At 37.9% G+C, this 21,356-nt stretch carries 9 protein-coding genes; 4 read left to right on the forward strand and 5 right to left on the reverse strand.

The window, feature by feature from the left end:
- The first annotated feature begins 129 nt into the window (after nt 1-129).
- The 4 genes from ilvB (at nt 130) to ilvA (ending at nt 5,390) form a co-directional block, all read left to right on the forward strand.
- Nucleotides 130-1,854, forward strand: a complete 1,725-nt coding sequence (gene ilvB / locus ACJJVW_RS11370) for a biosynthetic-type acetolactate synthase large subunit (protein ID WP_405251961.1) — start codon at nt 130-132, stop codon at nt 1,852-1,854.
- Between the two features lie 74 nt (nt 1,855-1,928).
- Complete coding sequence (gene ilvN / locus ACJJVW_RS11375; RefSeq protein ID WP_108878204.1) at nt 1,929-2,486, forward strand: acetolactate synthase small subunit; 558 nt, start codon at nt 1,929-1,931, stop codon at nt 2,484-2,486.
- A gap of 85 nt (nt 2,487-2,571) precedes the next feature.
- A complete protein-coding gene (ilvC, locus tag ACJJVW_RS11380) occupies nt 2,572-4,044 on the forward strand; it encodes a ketol-acid reductoisomerase (RefSeq protein ID WP_405251964.1) in 1,473 nt (490 codons plus the stop codon).
- An 80-nt stretch (nt 4,045-4,124) separates the two neighbouring features.
- Nucleotides 4,125-5,390 (forward strand): threonine ammonia-lyase, encoded by a 1,266-nt coding sequence (ilvA, locus tag ACJJVW_RS11385; RefSeq protein WP_405251966.1) that lies wholly within the window; start codon nt 4,125-4,127, stop codon nt 5,388-5,390.
- A gap of 98 nt (nt 5,391-5,488) precedes the next feature.
- Here the strand turns inward: ilvA and ACJJVW_RS11390 are convergent, their stop codons facing one another.
- From ACJJVW_RS11390 to ACJJVW_RS11410, 5 genes are all read right to left on the reverse strand, one after another.
- Nucleotides 5,489-6,895, reverse strand: coding sequence for a glycosyltransferase (locus ACJJVW_RS11390; protein WP_405251968.1), 1,407 nt, complete (start codon nt 6,893-6,895; stop codon nt 5,489-5,491).
- 198 nt (nt 6,896-7,093) lie between these two features.
- A complete protein-coding gene (locus ACJJVW_RS11395) occupies nt 7,094-7,993 on the reverse strand; it encodes a DUF6503 family protein (protein ID WP_405251970.1) in 900 nt (299 codons plus the stop codon).
- A gap of 176 nt (nt 7,994-8,169) precedes the next feature.
- On the reverse strand, nt 8,170-14,532 hold the full coding sequence (locus ACJJVW_RS11400; protein WP_405251972.1) for a choice-of-anchor D domain-containing protein: 6,363 nt from the start codon (nt 14,530-14,532) through the stop codon (nt 8,170-8,172).
- Between the two features lie 401 nt (nt 14,533-14,933).
- Complete coding sequence (locus tag ACJJVW_RS11405; protein ID WP_298326137.1) at nt 14,934-15,128, reverse strand: PID-CTERM protein-sorting domain-containing protein; 195 nt, start codon at nt 15,126-15,128, stop codon at nt 14,934-14,936.
- Between the two features lie 10 nt (nt 15,129-15,138).
- Complete coding sequence (locus ACJJVW_RS11410; protein WP_405251974.1) at nt 15,139-21,048, reverse strand: M14 family zinc carboxypeptidase; 5,910 nt, start codon at nt 21,046-21,048, stop codon at nt 15,139-15,141.
- Nucleotides 21,049-21,356 lie beyond the last annotated feature (308 nt).

Consider the following 21,356-nt stretch of genomic DNA (forward strand, 5'->3'; position numbering starts at 1 on the left):
GATAATAACAAGGAATTACCTGCGAGTTTTTCCTTTTGTATTGTACAAAGGACACTGAAAGAGTTTACAGCTTTAAGAAGATAATAAACAAGGGCACGTTTAAAAATAATGCCACATAAATACCTGTATATGGAGACAAAAACCATACATAATCCAGCAAAGACAACTACCACGATGAGCGGTAGCGAGGCATTAATTCACTGTTTACTGGCAGAGGGAGCAGATTTAATATATGGATATCCCGGAGGGGCGATCATGCCATTTTACGATCAGTTGCATATACATCAAGATAAGATACATCACGTACTCACACGTCATGAGCAAGGTGCGACGCATGCTGCACAAGGGTTTGCTAGGGCAACTGGAAAAGTAGGAGTTGCTATTGCGACTTCAGGACCAGGAGCCACAAACCTAATAACAGGTATTGCAGATGCCCAGATAGATAGCACACCTATGGTTTGTATTACTGGGCAAGTAGGCTCACACCTATTAGGTAGTGATGCTTTTCAAGAGACAGATATTATAGGGATTTCTACACCTGTTACAAAGTGGAATCATCAAATTACAAGTGCTAAGGAAATACCAGAAGTACTGGCAAAAGCTTTTTATATAGCGCGTTCTGGAAGACCAGGACCTGTATTAATTGATATAACAAAGGATGCCCAGTTTGAAGAATTTGAATTTTCTTATGAAAAATGCGAACACATACGCAGTTATGTGCCCGTACCAGAAGTAAAGGAAGAACAATTACAAGCAGCTGCAGAGGCTATTAATAATGCAAAACAACCCATGATTGTATGGGGGCAAGGCGTTATTCTTGGTGAGGCAGAAGAGGCCTTTAAAGCCTTTGTAGAAAAATCTGGAATCCCAGCTGCGTGGACAATCCTTGGAGTATCTGCAATTCCTACAGACCATCCGCTTAATGTGGGTATGGTGGGGATGCATGGTAATTATGGGCCTAATGTACTTACTAACCAATGTGATGTATTAATTGCAATTGGGATGCGTTTTGATGATCGAGTGACGGGCAACCTTGAAAGCTATGCAAAGCAAGCTAAGGTGATTCATTTTGAAATAGATCCAGCAGAGGTTAATAAAAATGTAAAAGCAGACATACCAGTATTAGGTAATTCTAAAGATACGCTTGAACGAATATTGCCGCTGATAGAAAAGAAAGAACATACTGCGTGGCATCAAAAATTTAAAGATCATTACAACATAGAATTTGATAAAGTCATAAAGAACGACATTCACCCTACAAAGGAAGGATTAACCATGGGGGAAGTAATCGAGCTTATCAATACTAAAACAAATGGTGACGCCATTATAGTAACAGACGTAGGCCAGCACCAGATGGTAGGTATACGTTATGCAAACTTCAAAAAATCTAAGAGTAACATCACCTCTGGAGGTCTAGGGACGATGGGCTTTGCCCTTCCTGCAGCAATAGGAGCAAAGATGGGAGCACCAGATCGCGAAGTAGTAGCGATTATAGGTGATGGTGGTTACCAGATGACCATACAAGAGCTGGGCACTATTTTTCAAACTGAAGCTGCAGTAAAGATTGTAGTGCTCAATAATGAGTTTTTAGGAATGGTGCGCCAGTGGCAGCAACTGTTTTTTGATAAGCGTTATGCCAGCACAGAAATGAAGAACCCTAACTTTTGTAAGATAGCAGAGGCTTACGATATTGAAGCTCAGAAAGTGACCGACAGAAGTACACTAGAAGATGCTATTACACGTATGATTGCTTCAAAAAGTAGTTTCTTTCTAGAAGTAATGGTAGAAAAAGAGGACAATGTATTCCCTATGATTCCTACAGGAGCATCAGTATCAGATATACGCTTAGCATAAGAATATCATTGATTATATAGAACACCTAAACGGTTTTGCTACAATAAAATAATTAGTACTTAAACTCAACATATATGAGTGAGCAAATAACAACATACACGGTAACAATATACAGCGAGAACAACATTGGGCTACTCAATCGTATCTCTGCTATATTTCAACGTCGTAAAATTAATATTGAGAGCCTTTCTGCCTCAGAGAGTGAGATAGATGATGTTTTTAAGTTTACGCTAGTGGTAAATATTACAGAACATCAAATGGAGAAAATCAAAGGTCAGATAGAACGCCAGGTTGAGGTTATCAAAGCTTTTTATCATACCGATGAGGAGACCATTTTTACAGAAAGTGCACTTTTCAAAATCAAATCTGAGTTGCTTTTTGAAGAGCCTCAAATTCAGAATATTATTAAAGATAGCCATGCACGCATAGTCACTGTAAACAGAGACTTCTTTGTGCTAGAAAAGTCAGGGCGCAGGTCTGAAATTGATTTGGTACACCGCGAGTTAAAACCCTTTGGTATCATGCAGTTTACTCGTTCGGGTAGAATTGCAGTTACTAAGACAGAGATGCCTATCTCTTCATTATTGCAACAAATAAGGAATGAGCAGGAGGCCGCTTTCGCGAAAGCATAACACCTCAAATACAGAGTCTAAAAACAATAACTAATCATTATAAAGACGTATTTCTAACCACCGTCTTTACCGAAAATTAATTAGAATGAACTACTTCAACACATTGCCACTTAGAGATCAACTGGCACAACTAGGGAAATGCCGTTTTATGGATGCTAGCGAATTTCAAGATGGAATAGCAGCTATAGAAGGCAAGAAGATTGTGATTGTAGGTTGCGGTGCGCAAGGTCTTAATCAAGGTCTTAACATGCGTGATAGCGGTTGTGATATTTCATATGCATTACGTGAAGGTGCAATTACAGAAAAGCGTCAGTCTTTTAAGAATGCAACAGATAATGGATTTACAGTAGGGACGTACGAAGAACTTATTCCTACTGCAGATTTAGTGTTGAATCTTACGCCAGATAAGCAGCATACCTCTGTAGTAAAAGCAGTAATGCCATTAATGAAAAAGGGAGCTACGCTCGCTTATTCTCACGGTTTTAATATTGTAGAAGAAGGAATGCAAGTACGTGAAGATCTCACGGTAATCATGGTGGCACCTAAGTGTCCAGGGTCTGAGGTGAGAGAAGAATATAAAAGAGGTTTTGGAGTACCTACCTTAATTGCAGTACACCCTAATAATGATCCAGAAGGGAAGGGGCTAGCGCAGGCAAAAGCCTATGCAGCAGCGACAGGAGGACACAGAGCAGGTGTTCTAGAGTCTTCTTTTGTGGCAGAGGTAAAGTCTGATCTTATGGGTGAGCAAACCATACTTTGTGGAGTGCTACAAACGGGCTCAATCCTTTGTTTTGATAAAATGGTAGAGAAAGGGATTGATCCTGCATATGCTGGAAAATTAATCCAGTATGGCTGGGAAACCATCACAGAAGCTTTAAAACACGGAGGAATTACAACGATGATGGATCGTCTTAATAATCCGTCTAAGATTAAAGCTTTCCAACTAGCCGAGGAATTAAAAGAGATTATGCGTCCGCTATTTGAAAAGCATATGGATGATATTATTTCTGGACATTTTTCAAAAACTATGATGGAAGACTGGGCTGCAGATGATAAGAATCTTCACAAATGGAGAGCTGCCACTGGAGAAACTGCTTTTGAAAAACAACAAATCACTACCGAAGAGATTACGGAGCAAGAATATTTTGATCACGGAGTACTCATGGTAGCCATGGTGAAAGCAGGAGTGGAGCTCGCTTTTGAAACCATGACCGCTGCAGGAATTATAGAAGAAAGTGCATATTATGAGTCGCTACATGAAACGCCACTTATTGCAAATACGATTGCTAGAAAGAAGCTTTTTGAGATGAATCGTATTATATCTGATACAGCAGAGTACGGTTGCTATTTATTTGATCATGCCTGTAAGCCTTTGTTAACTGACTTTATGAAGACTGTAGATACAAATATTATAGGTTCCGCTTTCGCGAAAGAAAATGATGTAGATAATCAAGAATTAATTGCTGTAAACGATGCAATACGCAATCATCCTGTTGAGGAAATAGGTGCTACACTACGAAGAGCTATGGTTGCAATGAAGAAAGTAAAAACAGCCTAAACAGAAGAGGCGCATCATTAATCTGTAAAAGATTAGGGTGTAATAAATTTCAAAATAACAAGTATGGATACTATGTGTAAATGGCAGTAGCAACAACAATATTTATTCCCACGTTAAAGTCAATTACTGATGCAGCAAATAGGGTAAAGAAGGTTGCCATAAAAACACCATTTATGCGCAGCTTTACATACTCAACCAAGTTTGATGCAGAAGTTTTTTTGAAGCGTGAAGACTTACAGCAAGTTCGCAGTTACAAAATACGCGGCGCTTACAATAAGATAAGCACTCTTACAGATAAACAAAAAGAAGTAGGTATCGTATGTGCTAGTGCTGGCAATCATGCGCAGGGTGTAGCGTTGTCATGCTCGCGTTTAAGTATTCATGGCACCATCTTTATGCCTTCTACGACACCTAATCAAAAGGTGGAGCAAGTAGAAATGTTTGGTGGGGAGTGGATTACTGTAGTGTTAGAAGGTGATACTTTTGATGATGCTTTTGCTCGAGCTAGCCAAGTTTGCACCACAGAAGGGAAAACGTTTGTACATCCCTTTGATGACGAAAAAATAATAGAGGGCCAGGCGACTGTAGGCTTAGAGATTTTAACGCAGTCTGAGCAGCCGCTAGATTACGTTTTTGTTCCAGTAGGTGGGGGAGGATTGATAGCTGGATTGTCTAGTGTTTTTCATCACCTATCACCTAAAACGAAGATTATAGGAGTAGAACCTGCAGGAGCACCTGCGATGCTCACTTCGCTCTCTCAAAAGGAAAATACTACGCTAGATGAAATTGATAAATTTGTTGATGGTGCAGCAGTACAACGAGTAGGCGATCGCAACTTTGCAATTGCTCAGCAGTTTGTAGATAGGGTAGTTACCGTTTCTGAAGGTAAGATATGCCAAACCATTCTCGATTTATATAACAGAGATGCTATTGTAGCAGAACCTGCAGGCGCAATGACGCTTGCCGTACTAGATCAATTTGCTGAAGAAATAAAAGGTAAAAATATCGCTTGTATCGTAAGCGGAAGCAACAACGACATCACCCGTACCGCCGAAATTAAGGAGCGTGCTTTGTTACATCAAGGATTAAAGCATTATTTTATTGTGAAGTTTCCGCAGCGAGCGGGAGCTTTAAAAGAGTTTGTGGCTGAGATACTCGGACCTACAGATGATATCACCTATTTTGAATATTCAAAAAAGACGAGTAGGGAACAAGGTCCCGCAATTGTAGGTCTTGAAATAAAATCTTCAAAAGATTTACAGCCGCTTCTCGATAGAATGCGTGCGCGTAAATTTTATGGTGAGTATCTCAATGATAAACCAGAGTTATTTCAACTGCTTGTTTGAGTGTAATCACATTTTCGCGAAAGCATATCAAACCGTATAAAATCAAAAAGCTCAAATTCATATCACGAATTTGAGCTTTTCTTATGTATGTCGAGCAGTTATGCTACTTGTGGTAAACTACGTGTTAACCACCCACTTTTACCTGCTGTTGCGATGGCGTATGGAGTAATCCAAAACAAGCCAAAGGTATAGAGTAAACTGTATGAGTATGCATAAAATGACTCGGCGATATTGTATTTTTTACCATAAAATAGGGCAGGGAACGTTGATAATATCAAAATACTTACTAGCGTAGATGTTAAGAATAATACCGGGTGAGTCGCTATGAAAAATAACATAAAAGCGAGGAAAGGATAGGTCATGATAATCTCTAGTGACTGACTAATAAATAGTAATCGTGTACCTGCTTTTGATTCTTTTCTAAAGTCTGTAAACACATATTTTGCCATTGCAATATTCTCACGCACGTTGCTTCGTCCCCATCTAATGAACATTTTATAAAGTCCTTTATAGTTTTCCGGTACATTAGTATATGCGTAAGCATTTTTTTGGAATAGTACGTGCTTACCTTGGCTAAGAATCATATTAGTCATCGCACGATCCTCACCTATGTCTGATGGTTTTCCCATAAAGGTTTGATCAATCCATTCTTCTAGACAAGCAAAAACTGCATCTCTTCTATAGGCAGCTAGTGCGCCAGGAGTACATAATACAGAGTTAAGATTACTCTCTGCAGATCGTACAAACTCAAAACTTAATACAAAACTTACGTCAAGCATTTTGGGTAATAATGCTTTCTCATTATTTAATACTCTAATGTTACCTGCTACGGCACCACAATCTTCATTATTGACAAATGGACTTACTAGATTACGAAGCGTGTCTGGAGTAACAATAGAATCACTGTCTACGGTGATAAAAACTTCACCAGATCCTTCGTGAAAACCACGATATAATGCGTGACGTTTACCCATGTTTTTAGGTTGTTGGCATATAGAAACACGGTTTCCTAATTCTTTTTTAGCCACTTGCATCCAGTGCCATGTGTCATCTTGACTTCCATCATCTATAGATAGTAGTTGGATTTTTTCTACGGGATAATCACTAGCAGCAAGACTTTGCAGTGTTGCATATACTTGTTTTCCTTCATTATAAGCAGGTACAATCACAGTTACTGTAGGCAACTCTGCATCTGTAACAGACGCTACAGGTTTGTAACGGAAATAATTATAGAGAGTATATAAAAAGAAGGCACTTTTATAGGCCAGAAAAACTGATGCAACCGTCATAAATGCATAGCCAAACACGGTGCTTTTACGTTCAAAATCAAGTTGTGAAAAATCATATCGCAGCATGTATGCGATATATGCAGATATCACTAGCAGTAAGAAAGTTGTAATGAGAACAGTGGTTCCCCATGGATTTACAGCTATTTTTTTTGCAATTGAATGTTTCTTGGTAGCAGTAGATGCTAATTCTTCTGGAAGGTTGTTGTTAGTGTCCATATGTTTTGAATCAAGGTTCTATATCAAGTTGAGGTAGTTTTACGGACGGGGAAGTGATTTGGATTTTTGATGAGGTCACTTTAACAAGAAGTTAGGTTTCTTAACAATTATCAATTGGTTTTATGTTAAAGAAAAAAGCCAACTCGCAGTAACGAGTTGGCTTTAGTTATAAGTTCGCTTTCGCGAAAGCGTAAGTAATTATTCAATAATTGTTGCGCCTTCAGGAATGTCAAAATAGCTTTTTTCAACCTCTGGATTAAAGCGGATGTTGTCTATCGTAATATTAGTAATATGCTCTCCAGCTTCTTCATTTTTTGTTAACCAGTGCGTATGGAAACCTGTAGGGAGTTCAATACCGTTTACGATAGTTGTTCCTTGAACTTCCATAAGTTTTTCTGGAGCAGCGCCGCCATTAGGGAAATATTTAGGGTATGACACGATGTAACGTACAACAGCAACTTTATGGTCTTCCTTACCTACGTAGATAATATAATAATCATCTGGAGCGTCTCCAGTACCTTCACTAAAGGTAATTTTAACGACGTCATAATTATTATCCTTAAACGTTTTATCTTCTAGTTTTTCAAGGTTAACTCCTTCACCGTCTAAGATAAAAGGTGATCCTGCAAGGTAATATGGAGTAAGTGCCCAGAAGCGCATGTCAAAAGGAAATGCTGTTGAGTCTGTTACTTGTTTCCAAGCTTTTTCTCCATCCCATCCAAAACGTTGCGTAGTATCTTCTGGATTCCAGTGTACTGCTTTATTATTCCACGTGTCTAGTGTCTCATCTGTATAGCGACGAGTACTTCCATCTAATGGAACATAATCAAAACGAAAGGAAAGTGGTCCGTTTTCAAAAAATCGTTGCAGTCCACCATGAGCTTCCATAGATTGCCATACAATCTTTCCAGCCTCAGTACTATTTAGTCTTTTTTTAGTTTTAGCCACACGCTCGGTGATCCATGAAGTTTCAACCTTTGCAAGGTTCTCATTTACAGTAGCTACTTCTGGTGCAGGCGTAGCAGTTGTGTTTTCTTGTTTGCAAGATGTAATTGTAAGCAGTGCACTTGCTGCTATAGTAAGAAATGTATATTTCATAATATGGTTAGGTTATTAATCATCTAAAGTCATGCAAAGCTGACTAAACTTACAGCGAAGTATGTTAGTATTTTCTTAAAATTTAAAGTGTTGTAGTACGCTTTCGCGAAAGCGTATAAAAAACAAAAACCTCCTTAATGAAGGAGGTTTTGTCAACGTTGCGATTTGGGGCAATGTTAGTGAATAATTAATTTTTGAGTATATGTAGTTTGTGGTTTTTGCATTTTTAGAATATAAGCACCTGTGCTTACATCTTGTACCGGTAACTCTATTCTTGAAGTTTCGGTATCCGGTGTCCATTCTTTAATAAGTTGTCCTAGCATGGTGAATAGCTGTACTGACTTAACGTCATAATCTACTCTTTTGTTAATTACAATATTATTAGACTGGCTGTTGAAGTAAACACTTAAGTTATCTGACTCCTCAGTTTCATCAAGTATTTCTACTTCTACCACTTCGACATCTTGATTATTTTCTTCTTGTTCGTTAGTGTCTTCTGTGGTATCCTCCGTCTCCTCTTCAGCTTCTGCTGTTCTTTCAAAGACGATATAAAATCTTTCTAAATAGGTACCAGCCTCTAGCGTTAAGGTGAATTTCTCATCTGTAGTGATATCTGTGTAGGTGTCTTGTAAGGCGTCAAAAACATAAACAGTAGTATTTTCTGTATTTATATTTTCAAGAGCATCCACACCAATAGAGATTTCACCATCCATAGGTAATCCTATACGTAGAGGAAACTTTCTGTCATTCTCAATAGCAGGCACTCCTAAAATTATGGCTTTCTCATCATCTAGCATCCACATCATATCTTCTTGTGGATGGTTATCTATAACGGCATCATAAGCTCTATCATATCCAAAAGTTGTATTCTCATCAATAGTCATTAAGAGCTGTCTGTGATAAGCGCTAGGAGAATCAAAACCTATTCTAAATTTTTCTCTTAGGTCCTCATGTTGTACAATATCATCCTCTGCGTTAAGGGGATTTTCTGATTGTGTTGTTTCACCATTAAAGAAAAACGAACCAGAAGATGCTTCTTTTGCAAAGACACGCTGTGTATTATTAAAATTAGTTGTTCCAGTAGCCGCTGCTCTTACAAAGAACCCTTGACCTACGGCTATAAATTGAGTCGGAGTTTTAGTACCTACACCGCTTGTATTTTGAGCAGGGTGACTTACTGCCGGTGTGCCTCCACTTAAAGTATAGAGTGCATATCCTGCCTCATAGTCTGCTAAGAAGTGATTCCCTCCACCCCAGTGCTCCCAGAATGATAATGTCCCAGTTAAGTGTGGATTATCATTAATAAATTTATTTGCATCAAGAGCAGAAGGGAAAGGGTTACCCATCATGAAGTCATTACCTGCATTTATTAATTTGTCAATAGATACTGCATCTGTACCATTGTTAGGCTTACCTATAAATACATAGTTTTGAGGATCTGTGATTCCGCCACTACCTGGTCCTTTCATAGTGAAGCCGTCACCTGTTTCTAACGATCCATAAGGTCCTATTTGTTCATAAGCACTGTAGGTGTCTGCAGGGTTATTTCTATAGGTAAATAGCCAATAAGCACTCACCGTCTTAGGTGAAGTATTTGCTCCATTAAATCCAGTACTGAAATTTAATGATTGTGGATTGTTTTCATCTGTGCCATCATTCATGATAGAGGCAACAGTGTGTGCTTGGTTTATATCTGTTATGTTAATAGGTCCTACAGGTGATGACCAGATATTATATGAATAGGTATCTGAAGTTCCTTGTTGGTCTCTTTCTAACCTCCCTGCACTGGTAGCTGCTAAGTCACTATTTTCTGTCTGAATTAATTGTGACTCTCCTACGAGATCCATCACGCCGTCTAATTTTAAATAGTGAGACACTTCTATCTTACTATCATTTCCTATAGTTAACTCGGCAGTATTTACATCAAGTGCTAGAACCGTGTTATTTGATGCCGTAGAAACATTGTGAGCTGTTTGAACAATATTCCAATCAATGGTTTGCGTTCCATCAACTAGTGATGGTGCTCCTGGTAGTGCTTGTGTAGCCCCATTAGTCCATGTATTTGTATTTGCCCAAACTCCATCTGCAGTAGAAACATAAGGTAGGGGAGCCGTTTGGAAATCTACAGTTTGCAGATTTTTTATGGCTGCTACATAATTATTGTCAGACTCGTCTTTTACGTTAGTAAATGTATACTTACTCATAGGTAAATACATCTCTAGGTCTGCCCAAGGGATGGTAGCTACTTCATTTTTAGAGATATTTTGAGGGATGATTTTACCATTTACAGAATCATCTGTAAATTTCTCTATTTCCTGATTCATGATGAATTGTAGTTGTTCTTGCGATAAAGCTTGACTCCATACCCTTACCTCATCAATAGTTCCATCAAAGAATCTTGTAGGACTTTCATGATTTGAGGCAGCAATAAGAAAGTGATTGTTTGAGCTTACAGGATTATTGCGTACGGCAGAGGTATCTTCTATGCCGTCAATGTAGAATGTAGCTCTATTTCCATCATATATTACAGCAATGTGATGCCACTCATCTTGTGGAAGTGCAATCGAAGCATTTAGAGCCTCAGTAGTTCCTGCTGCATTTTTCCATACGATGCGAGGTACCATTGCATTTGTAAGTCTAAGAGCATACCCTTCTGTATATGGGATGTTGCTTTTTGAAATAATGTCGCGATTATTTGCATTTGCACCAGCTTTTACCCAAGTTGACATGGTGAAAGGTCCCGTGAGATCTGCAACGTCATCTGCATCCATGTAATCAGCCACACCGTTGAAAGAAATCGAGCGCTCATAAATGTATTCTGGAGCGTAACCGAATGTGATGTATTTTTCTCCATCAAAATCATAAGTTGTTTCAAGGTTTACTCCACTTGGATACATGATTCGATACTCTGAGGTTGGACTAAATGAAGGAGTATCTGAAATGAACATTAAAAAGTTTCCTGGAGGTGTAATTGTGGCTGAAAGTGATGCTTCAGGGACTGATATTTTAACTACTCCAACAGATCCTTTTTCTACTACTTTCCAAGTGCGCTGTATTGAAGTAAAATCTACCACTGTGTTTAATCCGGTAACACCTGAACTTAAATCAACTTGTATAGGAGCTGAGGCAGCAAAAGACCCATTGTTATTTCCCCAGATTAAAAAGTTTTTATTACTAATTGTATTAGTATTGGTCGCTATATTTTCTGAGTTAGTGTTGTAAATTTCAGAAAGTCCCATAGTAACAATAGCTCCGGGATTACTTGAGGTAGATTGTTTTTGATTTAAGGTAGCAGCATTATCTCTACCTATACCAGCAATGTCATATGTAAATCCATTATTTATGGTTGTATCCCATATAGTTGTGCCATCGCTATCAACATAGTTTTCATCACCTTGTCTCGTGGCAGTAGTACTGTTCGTACGATGAAGTGTCACTCCATTTTTTAGAGCGAGATATGACTGTATCTTCTTTTGGTTAAGTAAAGAATTTGGAGCGTTGTAGCTAATGAATTCTGTTATCTTCCCATTAAACCAAGAGGATATATCTGTTCTGTTTAAGCCAGCAAAACTTACTCCTAAGGCATAAATAGAGTTGTTAATGTCATCATATGGTAACACATTACCAACTGTGTTTGTAGATTGGTCATATGCAAATGCACTAACATTATCTACTCGGATACCATTCTTATAAATTTCTGATCCATTCCCACTAGAATTTCTCTTAATATTTATAATAATTACTTCATCAGTATAACTATCTGAATTAGTTGAATAAGCACGTCCATATGTATTTGGTGTAGTTGCATTAGCGCTTGCTGGTGTAGAACCAATCATGTGACTCAACATATTATCATTACCGGAGAAGCGTATAGATATTTTACCAGTCCAAAATCCAGTTCCATCTTCGGAGAATTGTCTATTTGATGCTCTACCAGCTACAATACCTTCAAATGCGCCTGACGTTGTACCATCTATAGTGCCGTTTTGTTTTAATACTACCCAATAATCTTGAGAGTAGAATCCTCCTTTACCTTTAAGCTGAGTCTTGCCTGCTTCATTAAAACTAAGAACAGGATTATGATTTATATTTTCAATACTATTATTGAAATATATAGGTGTATCAAAACTGCTTACAGTGGCATCATTATCTTGTGCTTGGTCAGACCATACATTTACTTGATTTCCATCTGTAGCTGTTATTCCAGAATTACTTTTTAACCAAAGTTTTAAGTTTGAAGTTACATCTGCCGGGCCAGATGGTGGATTTCCAAATGGTATCTGTGGATTTCCAACAATTATAAAATTGTCAAAGTTTGCACCATCATCCCTTGTAGTATCACCGTCATCTGAAAACCTCACTCTAAAGCGAGCTTGAGGGTTATTAGTTAGAGATATTGGTAAATCTAGATATGATGTCATAAACTGCGACTTAGCAGCATTAAAATTGCTATCATTAATACCGCTCCATCCATTTACGTTAGTTCCTAGACCCAGAACGTTAGCATCGTTGTACCATTTATTATCAGCTCCTAGACCTGAAGTTCCTAACACCATCCAATTAGTCCCTCCATCTGTTGAATATTCTATATTCATTCCATCTTCTGGATCATTATTGAGGTTATATCTCACATCAATGTATAATCTAAGGTCTGTAAAACCAGTAAGATCTATAACAGGGCTTATAGCATAAGTATCACTGCCTGACGCGAAGTCGTTATAGTTGTTGGTGTAAAAATAATTTCCATCAGTTCCTGGCTCGGTGGTGTTTGCTCCATATGTCCAAATGGAAGCTCCTCCTGGGTTTGAAACAGTCCAGCCTTCTGCACTAACATCGAAATTATTATAATGGATGGTATAACTTGGTGAGGGGTCAATAGTAGATGAGCCTCGAACAGTAAAATCATAGGTAGCTTCATTAGTATCATTAGATCTTACTCTTACAATTTCAGTATGGGTACCTACACCCGTTGGAGTGTATGTTACTTGAAAAACACTAGAACTACCAGCTGCTATTGTGCCAGATGGTAAAGAAGTAATCGCAAAATCAGGGCTGCCTCCTACGATTTCAACAAAGGCACCATTGAGTACTAAATCTGCAGTACCTGTATTATTAATGGTAAAATCATTAGTGTCTGAAGATCCTAAAAAAACGTTACTAAAATCGGTATCATCTCCAGTAGTTGGTGTAGTATCTCCATCTGCAATTTCTACGCTATTTCCAAAAATATCTATCTCAGGAGCATTTATAAGTGTGCACTGTCCTTCAATAATAAATGTAAATGGGTTTTCGTCACTATCATTATTATTTATAGTAACTGTAGCAGTATGGTCACCAACAACAAGTGGGTTGTAAGTGATTTCAAAAGAAGTAGAACCACCTCCTGGTATAATTGTACTAGAAGGTATTGCCGTTACTGTAAAGTAAGGGCTTCCAGTTATTATGGCATAGGGAGAAGCACCTGTGAGGTTAAGGTCTGCACTTCCAGAATTTGCAATGGTATAAGTTCGGCTTATAGTACCATTTACTAGGCTGGCCCCAAAATTAGTTCCATTACTAACTAGTGTTGTGGTATCGCCATCGTTTATGATGTTACCCATACCATTTAACGATATTTCTGGTTGTGGCCCAGTAGCCGTTCCTGTAATACTAAAATTATAAGGGTTTTCATTACTATCATTATTTGTAACACTGAATGTAGCATTATGTACGCCTCCTAAAGTAGGATTGTATGTAATAGTAAAGTTTGCCGAAGCACCTGCAACAATGGTTGCTGGTGGAGGTGATGTGATAGAATAACTAGTAGGACTAGCTCCCCCTAATATACTTCCAGAAAGGTTGAGAGTTGCGGTACCAGTATTTGTAATAGTGTATGTGCGATTCAGTATTGAGCCAGCCGTGATGGTTCCAAAGTCCGTACCATCTCCAACGATTGGGGTTGTATCTCCATCTGTAATTTCTGTTCCTGATCCGAAAATTGCTATTTCTGGTTGTGGAGTAGCGGAAGTCACATTAATTGTATAATCTTCAACTTCACCATCAAAATTGGTGTCGCAAGCTGCTGGGAATACCCCAAACCTCATAGAAACTCTCATTCTCGTGGATCCTAGCGTTGCTCCAACTGGAACGCTTATAGCGAGGGGTGATAATGATGAAGGTTGTGATGCGGCGTTTACTAAAGTACCAGGCTCGTATTGCTCATCTGTAGTATTAAATGTTCCGTCTTGATTCCAGTCAATCCACATACGAGTTCCGTATGCAAAATTTCCATCAGAATTACCTTCTAGTATGAAGTTGTAATTGGATCCTAGAATTAGGTTTGTGGAAATTGCCGTATTGTTAGTGTAAGCATTATCCTCCACAGGACTTGAATTGTCTATGGTGTTAATAGCTACCCTCGTAATAACTGCGGTAAAACCATCAGTCCCATTTCCAAATGAATTACAATATTGGGCGCTAGAGAATTGAATTGTAACTAATTGCAGTATTACAAAAAACGCTAACGCGTTAACTGCTTTTAAGGGGCTAAGCTTTTTCATTTAATAGAATTTTTCGCTACAAAAACCGTTGGGTTAGATTTTATAGAGAGTTGGGATTACGAAATTATGAAAAAAACTAGATTTATCATAGGAAAACCCTTGAAAATGAGTAATTGAGCTGATTTTTGTGTATTTCATCGATATTTCTAGGAAAAAAGATGATGTTGTACTTATGATTCTTGTATTTGATTGTGTATCTCGTCGATGATTTGATTCTCTTGATAGAGTGTAGTTTGCTCAATATTAGATTTTTAGTATAGAAAAAATATTATTGACTGACAGATTTTAAGTTGTTGAGGTCTGGGTATTTCTATTCAAATTTTCGCGAAAGCATAACCTTTAAAAACAAAAAGAGCATTCTAATAAGAATGCTCCTTTCGCCTTGAATTGACACTAAATAATTATTTTTCTGACTGTACGCGTTTCTTTAATCCTAAATATGCTCCTGCAGCAAGGCCTATTACTATAAATCCATCTATAGGTGCAGCCGGAGCTTCATCATCTACATCATCTGGAAATGTGATTTGTGCTTGGACTCCCACGCTCATCACTAAAAAAAGCAGCGTAGTAAGTATATGTTTTGTATATATAGTCATTTTAGTTTTATTATTGTATGACAATTTTATGAGATGCCTTGTTATTTTCACCTTTTATAGATAGTATATACATACCACTACTTAGTTGGTCTAGATCATGAAGTACCGTTTTATTGCCAATGAACGAAGCCGCCTTACTCATAACTATTTGCCCTAGTAAATTTGTGATTACCACATCTACATGACTTCCTGAAAATGTAGTAGACGTGATTGTTAACGTCCCATTAGTGATAGGGTTAGGATACATAGCAAAGTTAATCACCTCCTCATTTGACGTTGATAACACGTCGCGTTGATAAAGAATTTCAAAACGATTTGTATCTACACTAGTTTCAACATCATTGTCAACTGTAAAGGAGATAGTGTTTAATCCTTCTTCTAGTAAAGTAGTTTCACCAGTGTGGTTGTCTTTAAGATATGTTTCAACCTCATTTAATCCATAGATGTCAAGATCTAATGTGTAATTACTAGTGCGATACAGTGCATTGTAAAGCTGTATTTGATCATCTTCTGTAGGCATAGCTACTTTATCAATACTTAAGAGTCCGCCATCTTTTAAAACGCCCATGTTCTCATCAATGTTAAAGAACTTCGAAACATCTTCTGAGGTTACATCATTGCTGTAGCTATCGCTATAAAGGATTACAAAGTTGTCCTGTAAACCTATTTCTTCACCATAGTGCTCACTTCTATATAATCTACCTATGAGGTGAGGTGAGGTGGAAATAGTATTTGATGTGTTGCTGTACAAAGGCACTTCATTACCTGGAACTTTATCTGTCTCATTAAAGATTATCTCAGTACTACTGTCTGTTACAGTAGCATTTGTTGCTGTAAAAATAGCCTGCCCTGGCTGTAAGTAGTGATAATCTTTAGAATTTGCTCCATTGCTTGAGCCAGTTCCATCTAAAAGAACAGTTATATACTGGCCTCTTGCTCCTAGTGTAGCATCCCATACCCATATCTCTCCAGTTCTCACATTTGTAGCAGCTGAAAGTACCGTGTTTATATTTAGGGAAGCTTGATATGGATTTCCTATAAAGTTAAATGCCCCAGCGGTGTGGTTGAGTGCAGCGCCAGTTACACTTACAGGAGACGTTGCTATGGTCCCTGTCGCTCTTAATGTAGTAGGTGTAGGAGTGGCAGCATTGCTTGTTACATTGACACTACGATCACCTCTTACTAAAAGTCTAATAGGCTCACCAGCAGTCAATGTATTTATATCTGTATTGACAACACCTTCCCATGACTGTGATGCATTATCTAATTTAAAGATAGAACCATTTCCAGAAGCCGTAGCATCAAAACCATTTGCACCAGTTAAAGAACCTGAGATATGAGTACCATAACCAGGATTAGGATTTATATTATCTGTAGGGAAAGAGGTGCCTGTGTTATTAACACCTTCTTGCCAGTTTGCATTGATACTTGTGGTTGTGGTTACAGGACTAGAGAGTAATCTAAAAGCCCTTCTTGCTGGAATGTATCGTTCTGTAGTCACATTACCAGAGATAGTACCTCCTGTGATAACATCAATCATTGCAGTTCTTGTCGCATTACTCAATAGGGTAAGTGTATTTCCTGTATTAAGTGTACCATCAGTTAGCGTCAACAATTTGTTTACGGAAACTGCTGTGCTTAAGGTAACACCTTGGGTTGTGTCACTGTTATCTATAACTAAGTTGGCGATTTCAAGAGCATTACCTGCAATTTCTTGAGGAGAGCTTCCCGTTATTAAAAGTGTACCACTTGCTCCAGAGATAGCGCCAGAGTTTGTAATGTTACCATTTATATCTAGGGTAGTAGCTGCTAGATCTAGTGTTGCTCCGGCAAGTATGGTTACATTATTTACTACTGTATTTGCAGATAGGGTAGGAGCTCCAGAACGCACTTCTATATTATCATTACTTGTAGCTATACCACTTGGATCTTGAGGTGACCAAGCTCCAGCATCGTATACGTAGTTTGCAGCTTCAATAGTAATAGTGTAATCTTCTACTTCTCCAAAAAAGCCAATCTCACAAGGAGTAGATGGCGCATTAAATTTATTGCTTACTCTCATTCTTACGTTTCCTAGTACCGCATCTATAGGCACTATAATTGTGAATGGAGAGCTGTCAGTAGGTTGGTTAGCTTTATCAATATCTATACCTAGATCATATGATTCGCCAGTGTCTGTAAAATCTCCGTTTCTATTCCAATCTATCCAAACTGTTGTTGTATGACTATTACTACCAATGGTATTAAGGTGAATTGTGAGATTATGAGAAGATCCTCTAGAGAGTGTTGTAATCTCTGTTGTAAAATCAGTATAAGCAGGTTCAGGACCTGAAGATTGATCTATATCTCCTAGAATGACACGTGTAATCCCATTTGCAAAATCTGTACTTCCTTCTGAAATACAGTATGTAAGTTGTGTTGTAAATGTACTAGCTGCACTGTATGGAGAATCACCACCTGCTGTGCAAGTAGCCTTTACTTGAGCTTCGTATGTTTCACCAACCTCTAGACCTGTTAGGTCAAGACTATTAGTTGTGGTATTTATACTAGTGTAAGTTGTTGTTCCGCTTTCGCGAAAGCGCACTGTATAAGAGTTGTTTGGTGTTGCTACCCAGTTAAGTGTAGCAGTTGTCGCTTGAATGTTACTTGCTTGTAAGTTTAGCGGAGCTTCATCATTCACTACGGTAACTGTAGCTGTACAAGTATCTATATTTCCTTTAAAATCTGTAACAGTAAGAGTAACAGTATTTGCTCCAACATTTGTACAGTCAAAAGTATCTACATCTAAACTATAAATTTCTATCCCAATATTATCTGTGGAGCCATCATTTATCTGTGATGGTTGTAATACTACGATGCCGTCGTATCCAAGGCTTACTGTGGTGTTTTGACAAATTGCAATAGGGTCCGTTGTGTCTGTAGGGTCAATTCTAAGATTATCAATGGCAATATCACTAGACGCGCCATTTCCTGTGGTTATTATAAATCTTATTTGAAAAACCTCATTACTATATGCGTTTAAATTTATGGTTGCATTTTTCCAATCTGTTCCGTTTGTACTTTGTGCACCAGATCGAGTAAATATTTGTGTCCAAGCTGAACTATTACTCAATTTTACTTCAGCTACTAGAGATCCGACGTTTGTACCTAACATATGATAATCAAAATCAAATGTTCCAGTAAGACCACCACTCCAGTCTATACATGGACTAGTAATAATTACCTCTGCATTAGACCCTACTCCAATAGAGTTGCTTGATGCCTCAGTATAAAAATAATAAGTTCCTTGAGATGCAGCACTAGGCCCTGTACCTGTTGTTGCAGTACTCCCAGATCCATGAGTTAAATCACCGTCATCATTTAAATTTTGGGTCCAGTCACCAAGACCTATTTCAAAATCTTCATGATTTACGGGCGTAGTTCCAGAAATACAAGATCTATCTGTAGCTACATTTAAGACTCTAAATTCATCAAAGGAGAATCCTGCAAATGTAGTTGTATAACCGTCAGCATTATTTGATGAATCACTATCAAATACAAAACGTAGTTGTAGGTCTGATGCTCCTGCTAAGAAACTATTGGCTTCGGGGCTAATTTCTATCTCCTCAAGTACCCATTTATTACCTTTAAAGCCTTCAAATAACGGCAGATTGTCAGGTTGATTATCACGATCTGCTGTTGATTTTGCTATGCCACCAGACCCATTTGCTGGATTGTAGCGCATAGAGGCAAGCGTAGAGCCTGGTTTTGTGTACTTACCACTTAATGGAATCCATTGTCCTGAATTGCCATCTCGACCTTGTAATTGAGCATAATCAAAATTACGTTCTAAATCCCATTTAGCATAGAACTGTATAAGGGTAGTAGAAGATAAATTTGAGATGTCGAAACTTTGATTAAGTGTGAGTTGTACATTTCTATCATTGGCATATGGAGGTGTGGCATCAAAAGTAATACCTCTAGAATTTCCAAAACCACTTGTGGCAGATGTTACCCATTCCGTCCCGCTACCAGAGCTCGTCCAGTTAGAAATTGAGGTAGGATTTATATCATCAATAAAAAGTTCTGATGGTTGGTAAGTTTTCTGTATCGTAGCTTGGTAAATAATATGAGTGTCATTACTAAGAGTAACCTCATATTCAATAGTGTCTCCAGGAGCTATGGTTCCCAATTGGTACGATGCTGTAACGTCAGTTTGTTGTTGTTTGGTGAGATTAATGGTAGGAATTGTCCCAATAGAAGTAATGTTTGAAGAAACAGGAGTTACGTTTAATGTTAGAGGGCTCAAAGTCATTCCTAAATATTCTACACCAAATTTTAGATCACCAGAGGGTGCTATAATATTAGAAGGAGTTTCGTCATGTAATTGAGCTAATTTTCCAGCAAAGAGAGCGTTTACAAGATTCATTCTTGTTGCTCTAGCCGCAATGATTACAATCTGGGAAGGTGAAGGCCAAAATCCAGAACTAAATTGCGGGTCTGCTTCTTCACCTAGAGCATTTCCATTTTCTGGCGCAAGAGCAAGGATACCTTTTCCTGATCCTACACTACCACCATTAAGTGGGTCTGGATCACCACCTAGCATCCAGTCACTCATGTCTCCATTTGCAACCGTAAGAACATTAGGGGCTTCTCCATAAACGTATCGGTTAAATCGTGTGAGATCGTGACAGAATTTCACATAGTCGTCTTCACGACCCGACGCAGGAGAACCTGGATACGCATTATATCCATGAGGCAGCAAGTTTGAGGTTGCATGATGGTTGAGAGCTGTTTTTGAATCGTGATTTGCAACAAATGCTTTTGTAATTCTCGTTTCTGGTTCAGAAAATGCTGTGGTGCCTCTGTAAACATCAGTTGTTGGGTCATTATTAGATCCTACTCCATTTCCAGTATAGGCAGTATTTGAACCCCAGAAGTAATCGTAATTTCTATTTAAATCTACTCCACGACTATAATTGACACCGGTATTAGCAGAGGGATTTAAATTTTTACGTTGAAAGCCACCACCATTCGGAGCAAGCTGCTCGTTCCAAAGCAATCCGTCTGGATTGGCTACGGGAATGAAATACATCTCATGATTATCTACTAAGTTTTTAATATCTGCATCTGTTTCATAGTTTTCAAGTACATACCACATGTAATAGATGAGGTTCATCATGCTACTTGCTTCACGAGCGTGACTCATTCCACTATAAAAAGATTCTGGTTCATTTGATTCATCCGTGTTTGGGTTATCAGAAATACGTACGTAATATATAGTTTGAGGATTCCAACTATCATACTGACCACCATTAGTAAATGAATTACCGTGGGTTTTGATTGGCGTACCTGAGCCGTCCTCAGCAAGGGATGCATCTTTACGCACAGATATTAAATTAGGATATAATTGTCTCATTCTATCTAATTCTGAAAGCATCTCCCCATAGGTTAGACAACCATTCATGCTTCCTAACTCAAAATTTTGTGGAGTCTGCCAGTTTATTTCTGTTTCCCCTTCGTATTGAATAATGTTAGAAATAGTAGTACCCGTTGTACTTAAGGATCTAGTTTCATTATTAGAATAACTTAAAGATTTTAAGGCATTAAGTTCCTGCTTTGCTTTTGGTAATTCAACCTCACTTTGTTCTTTGTAGAAGGCATGTGTATCTTCTACTAAAGTAGTAAATGAAATATTTTGTTGTTGTATAATTTCAACTTGTGAATCAGTAAGTTCTAAAACAAGGTCATTGCCAAAAATCTCAGCACCACACTTAAGGTCTATACCCGAGGTAGCAATCAATGTGAGTTGGCTTGGTGTTGGATCGGAAATTTTAATACGTTTTCCATTTACGTGATTGTGTTGCCCTTGAACTGTAGCGATTGTACCAAAGACAAGTACAACGATAAGGATAACAACCTTTAAGTAGGTTTGCTTCATAGCAATAGTAGGTTTAAGTCAATTAAGGAATTTGGGATACCTTAATTTCTAGAGGGTTTATTTTTTGAAACTACTAAACTAAATAAAAATCAATAATAAATGTTAACAAAAAAGTTAAATTGTGTATTTTGTAGATGATAAGTGTATTTAATCGATGATTTTTCTATAATATATTTTAAGTACTTGTATATTTGTCTATAGTTGCAGTTCGTTGATTATGAGTCTTTGAGTACTTTTGAATTATGTTAGTAATTGTAAAAAGTGTCGTATGAATTGTAATTGTATTTTCATAAAAATAAATATTCATT

Source organism: Dokdonia sp. Asnod3-C12, assembly GCF_045063975.1.
Lineage (GTDB): Bacteria > Bacteroidota > Bacteroidia > Flavobacteriales > Flavobacteriaceae > Dokdonia.

Bases quoted from the DNA above. Each gene is read 5' to 3' on its own strand.
- ilvA (WP_405251966.1), top strand. From the start codon at position 4,125: ATGGCAGTAGCAACAACAATATTTATTCCCACGTTAAAGTCAATTACT.
- ACJJVW_RS11400 (WP_405251972.1), bottom strand. From the start codon at position 14,532: ATGAAAAAGCTTAGCCCCTTAAAAGCAGTTAACGCGTTAGCGTTTTTT.
- ACJJVW_RS11395 (WP_405251970.1), bottom strand. From the start codon at position 7,993: ATGAAATATACATTTCTTACTATAGCAGCAAGTGCACTGCTTACAATT.
- ACJJVW_RS11390 (WP_405251968.1), bottom strand. From the start codon at position 6,895: ATGGACACTAACAACAACCTTCCAGAAGAATTAGCATCTACTGCTACC.
- ilvN (WP_108878204.1), top strand. From the start codon at position 1,929: ATGAGTGAGCAAATAACAACATACACGGTAACAATATACAGCGAGAAC.
- ACJJVW_RS11405 (WP_298326137.1), bottom strand. From the start codon at position 15,128: ATGACTATATATACAAAACATATACTTACTACGCTGCTTTTTTTAGTG.
- ilvB (WP_405251961.1), top strand. From the start codon at position 130: ATGGAGACAAAAACCATACATAATCCAGCAAAGACAACTACCACGATG.
- ilvC (WP_405251964.1), top strand. From the start codon at position 2,572: ATGAACTACTTCAACACATTGCCACTTAGAGATCAACTGGCACAACTA.
- ACJJVW_RS11410 (WP_405251974.1), bottom strand. From the start codon at position 21,048: ATGAAGCAAACCTACTTAAAGGTTGTTATCCTTATCGTTGTACTTGTC.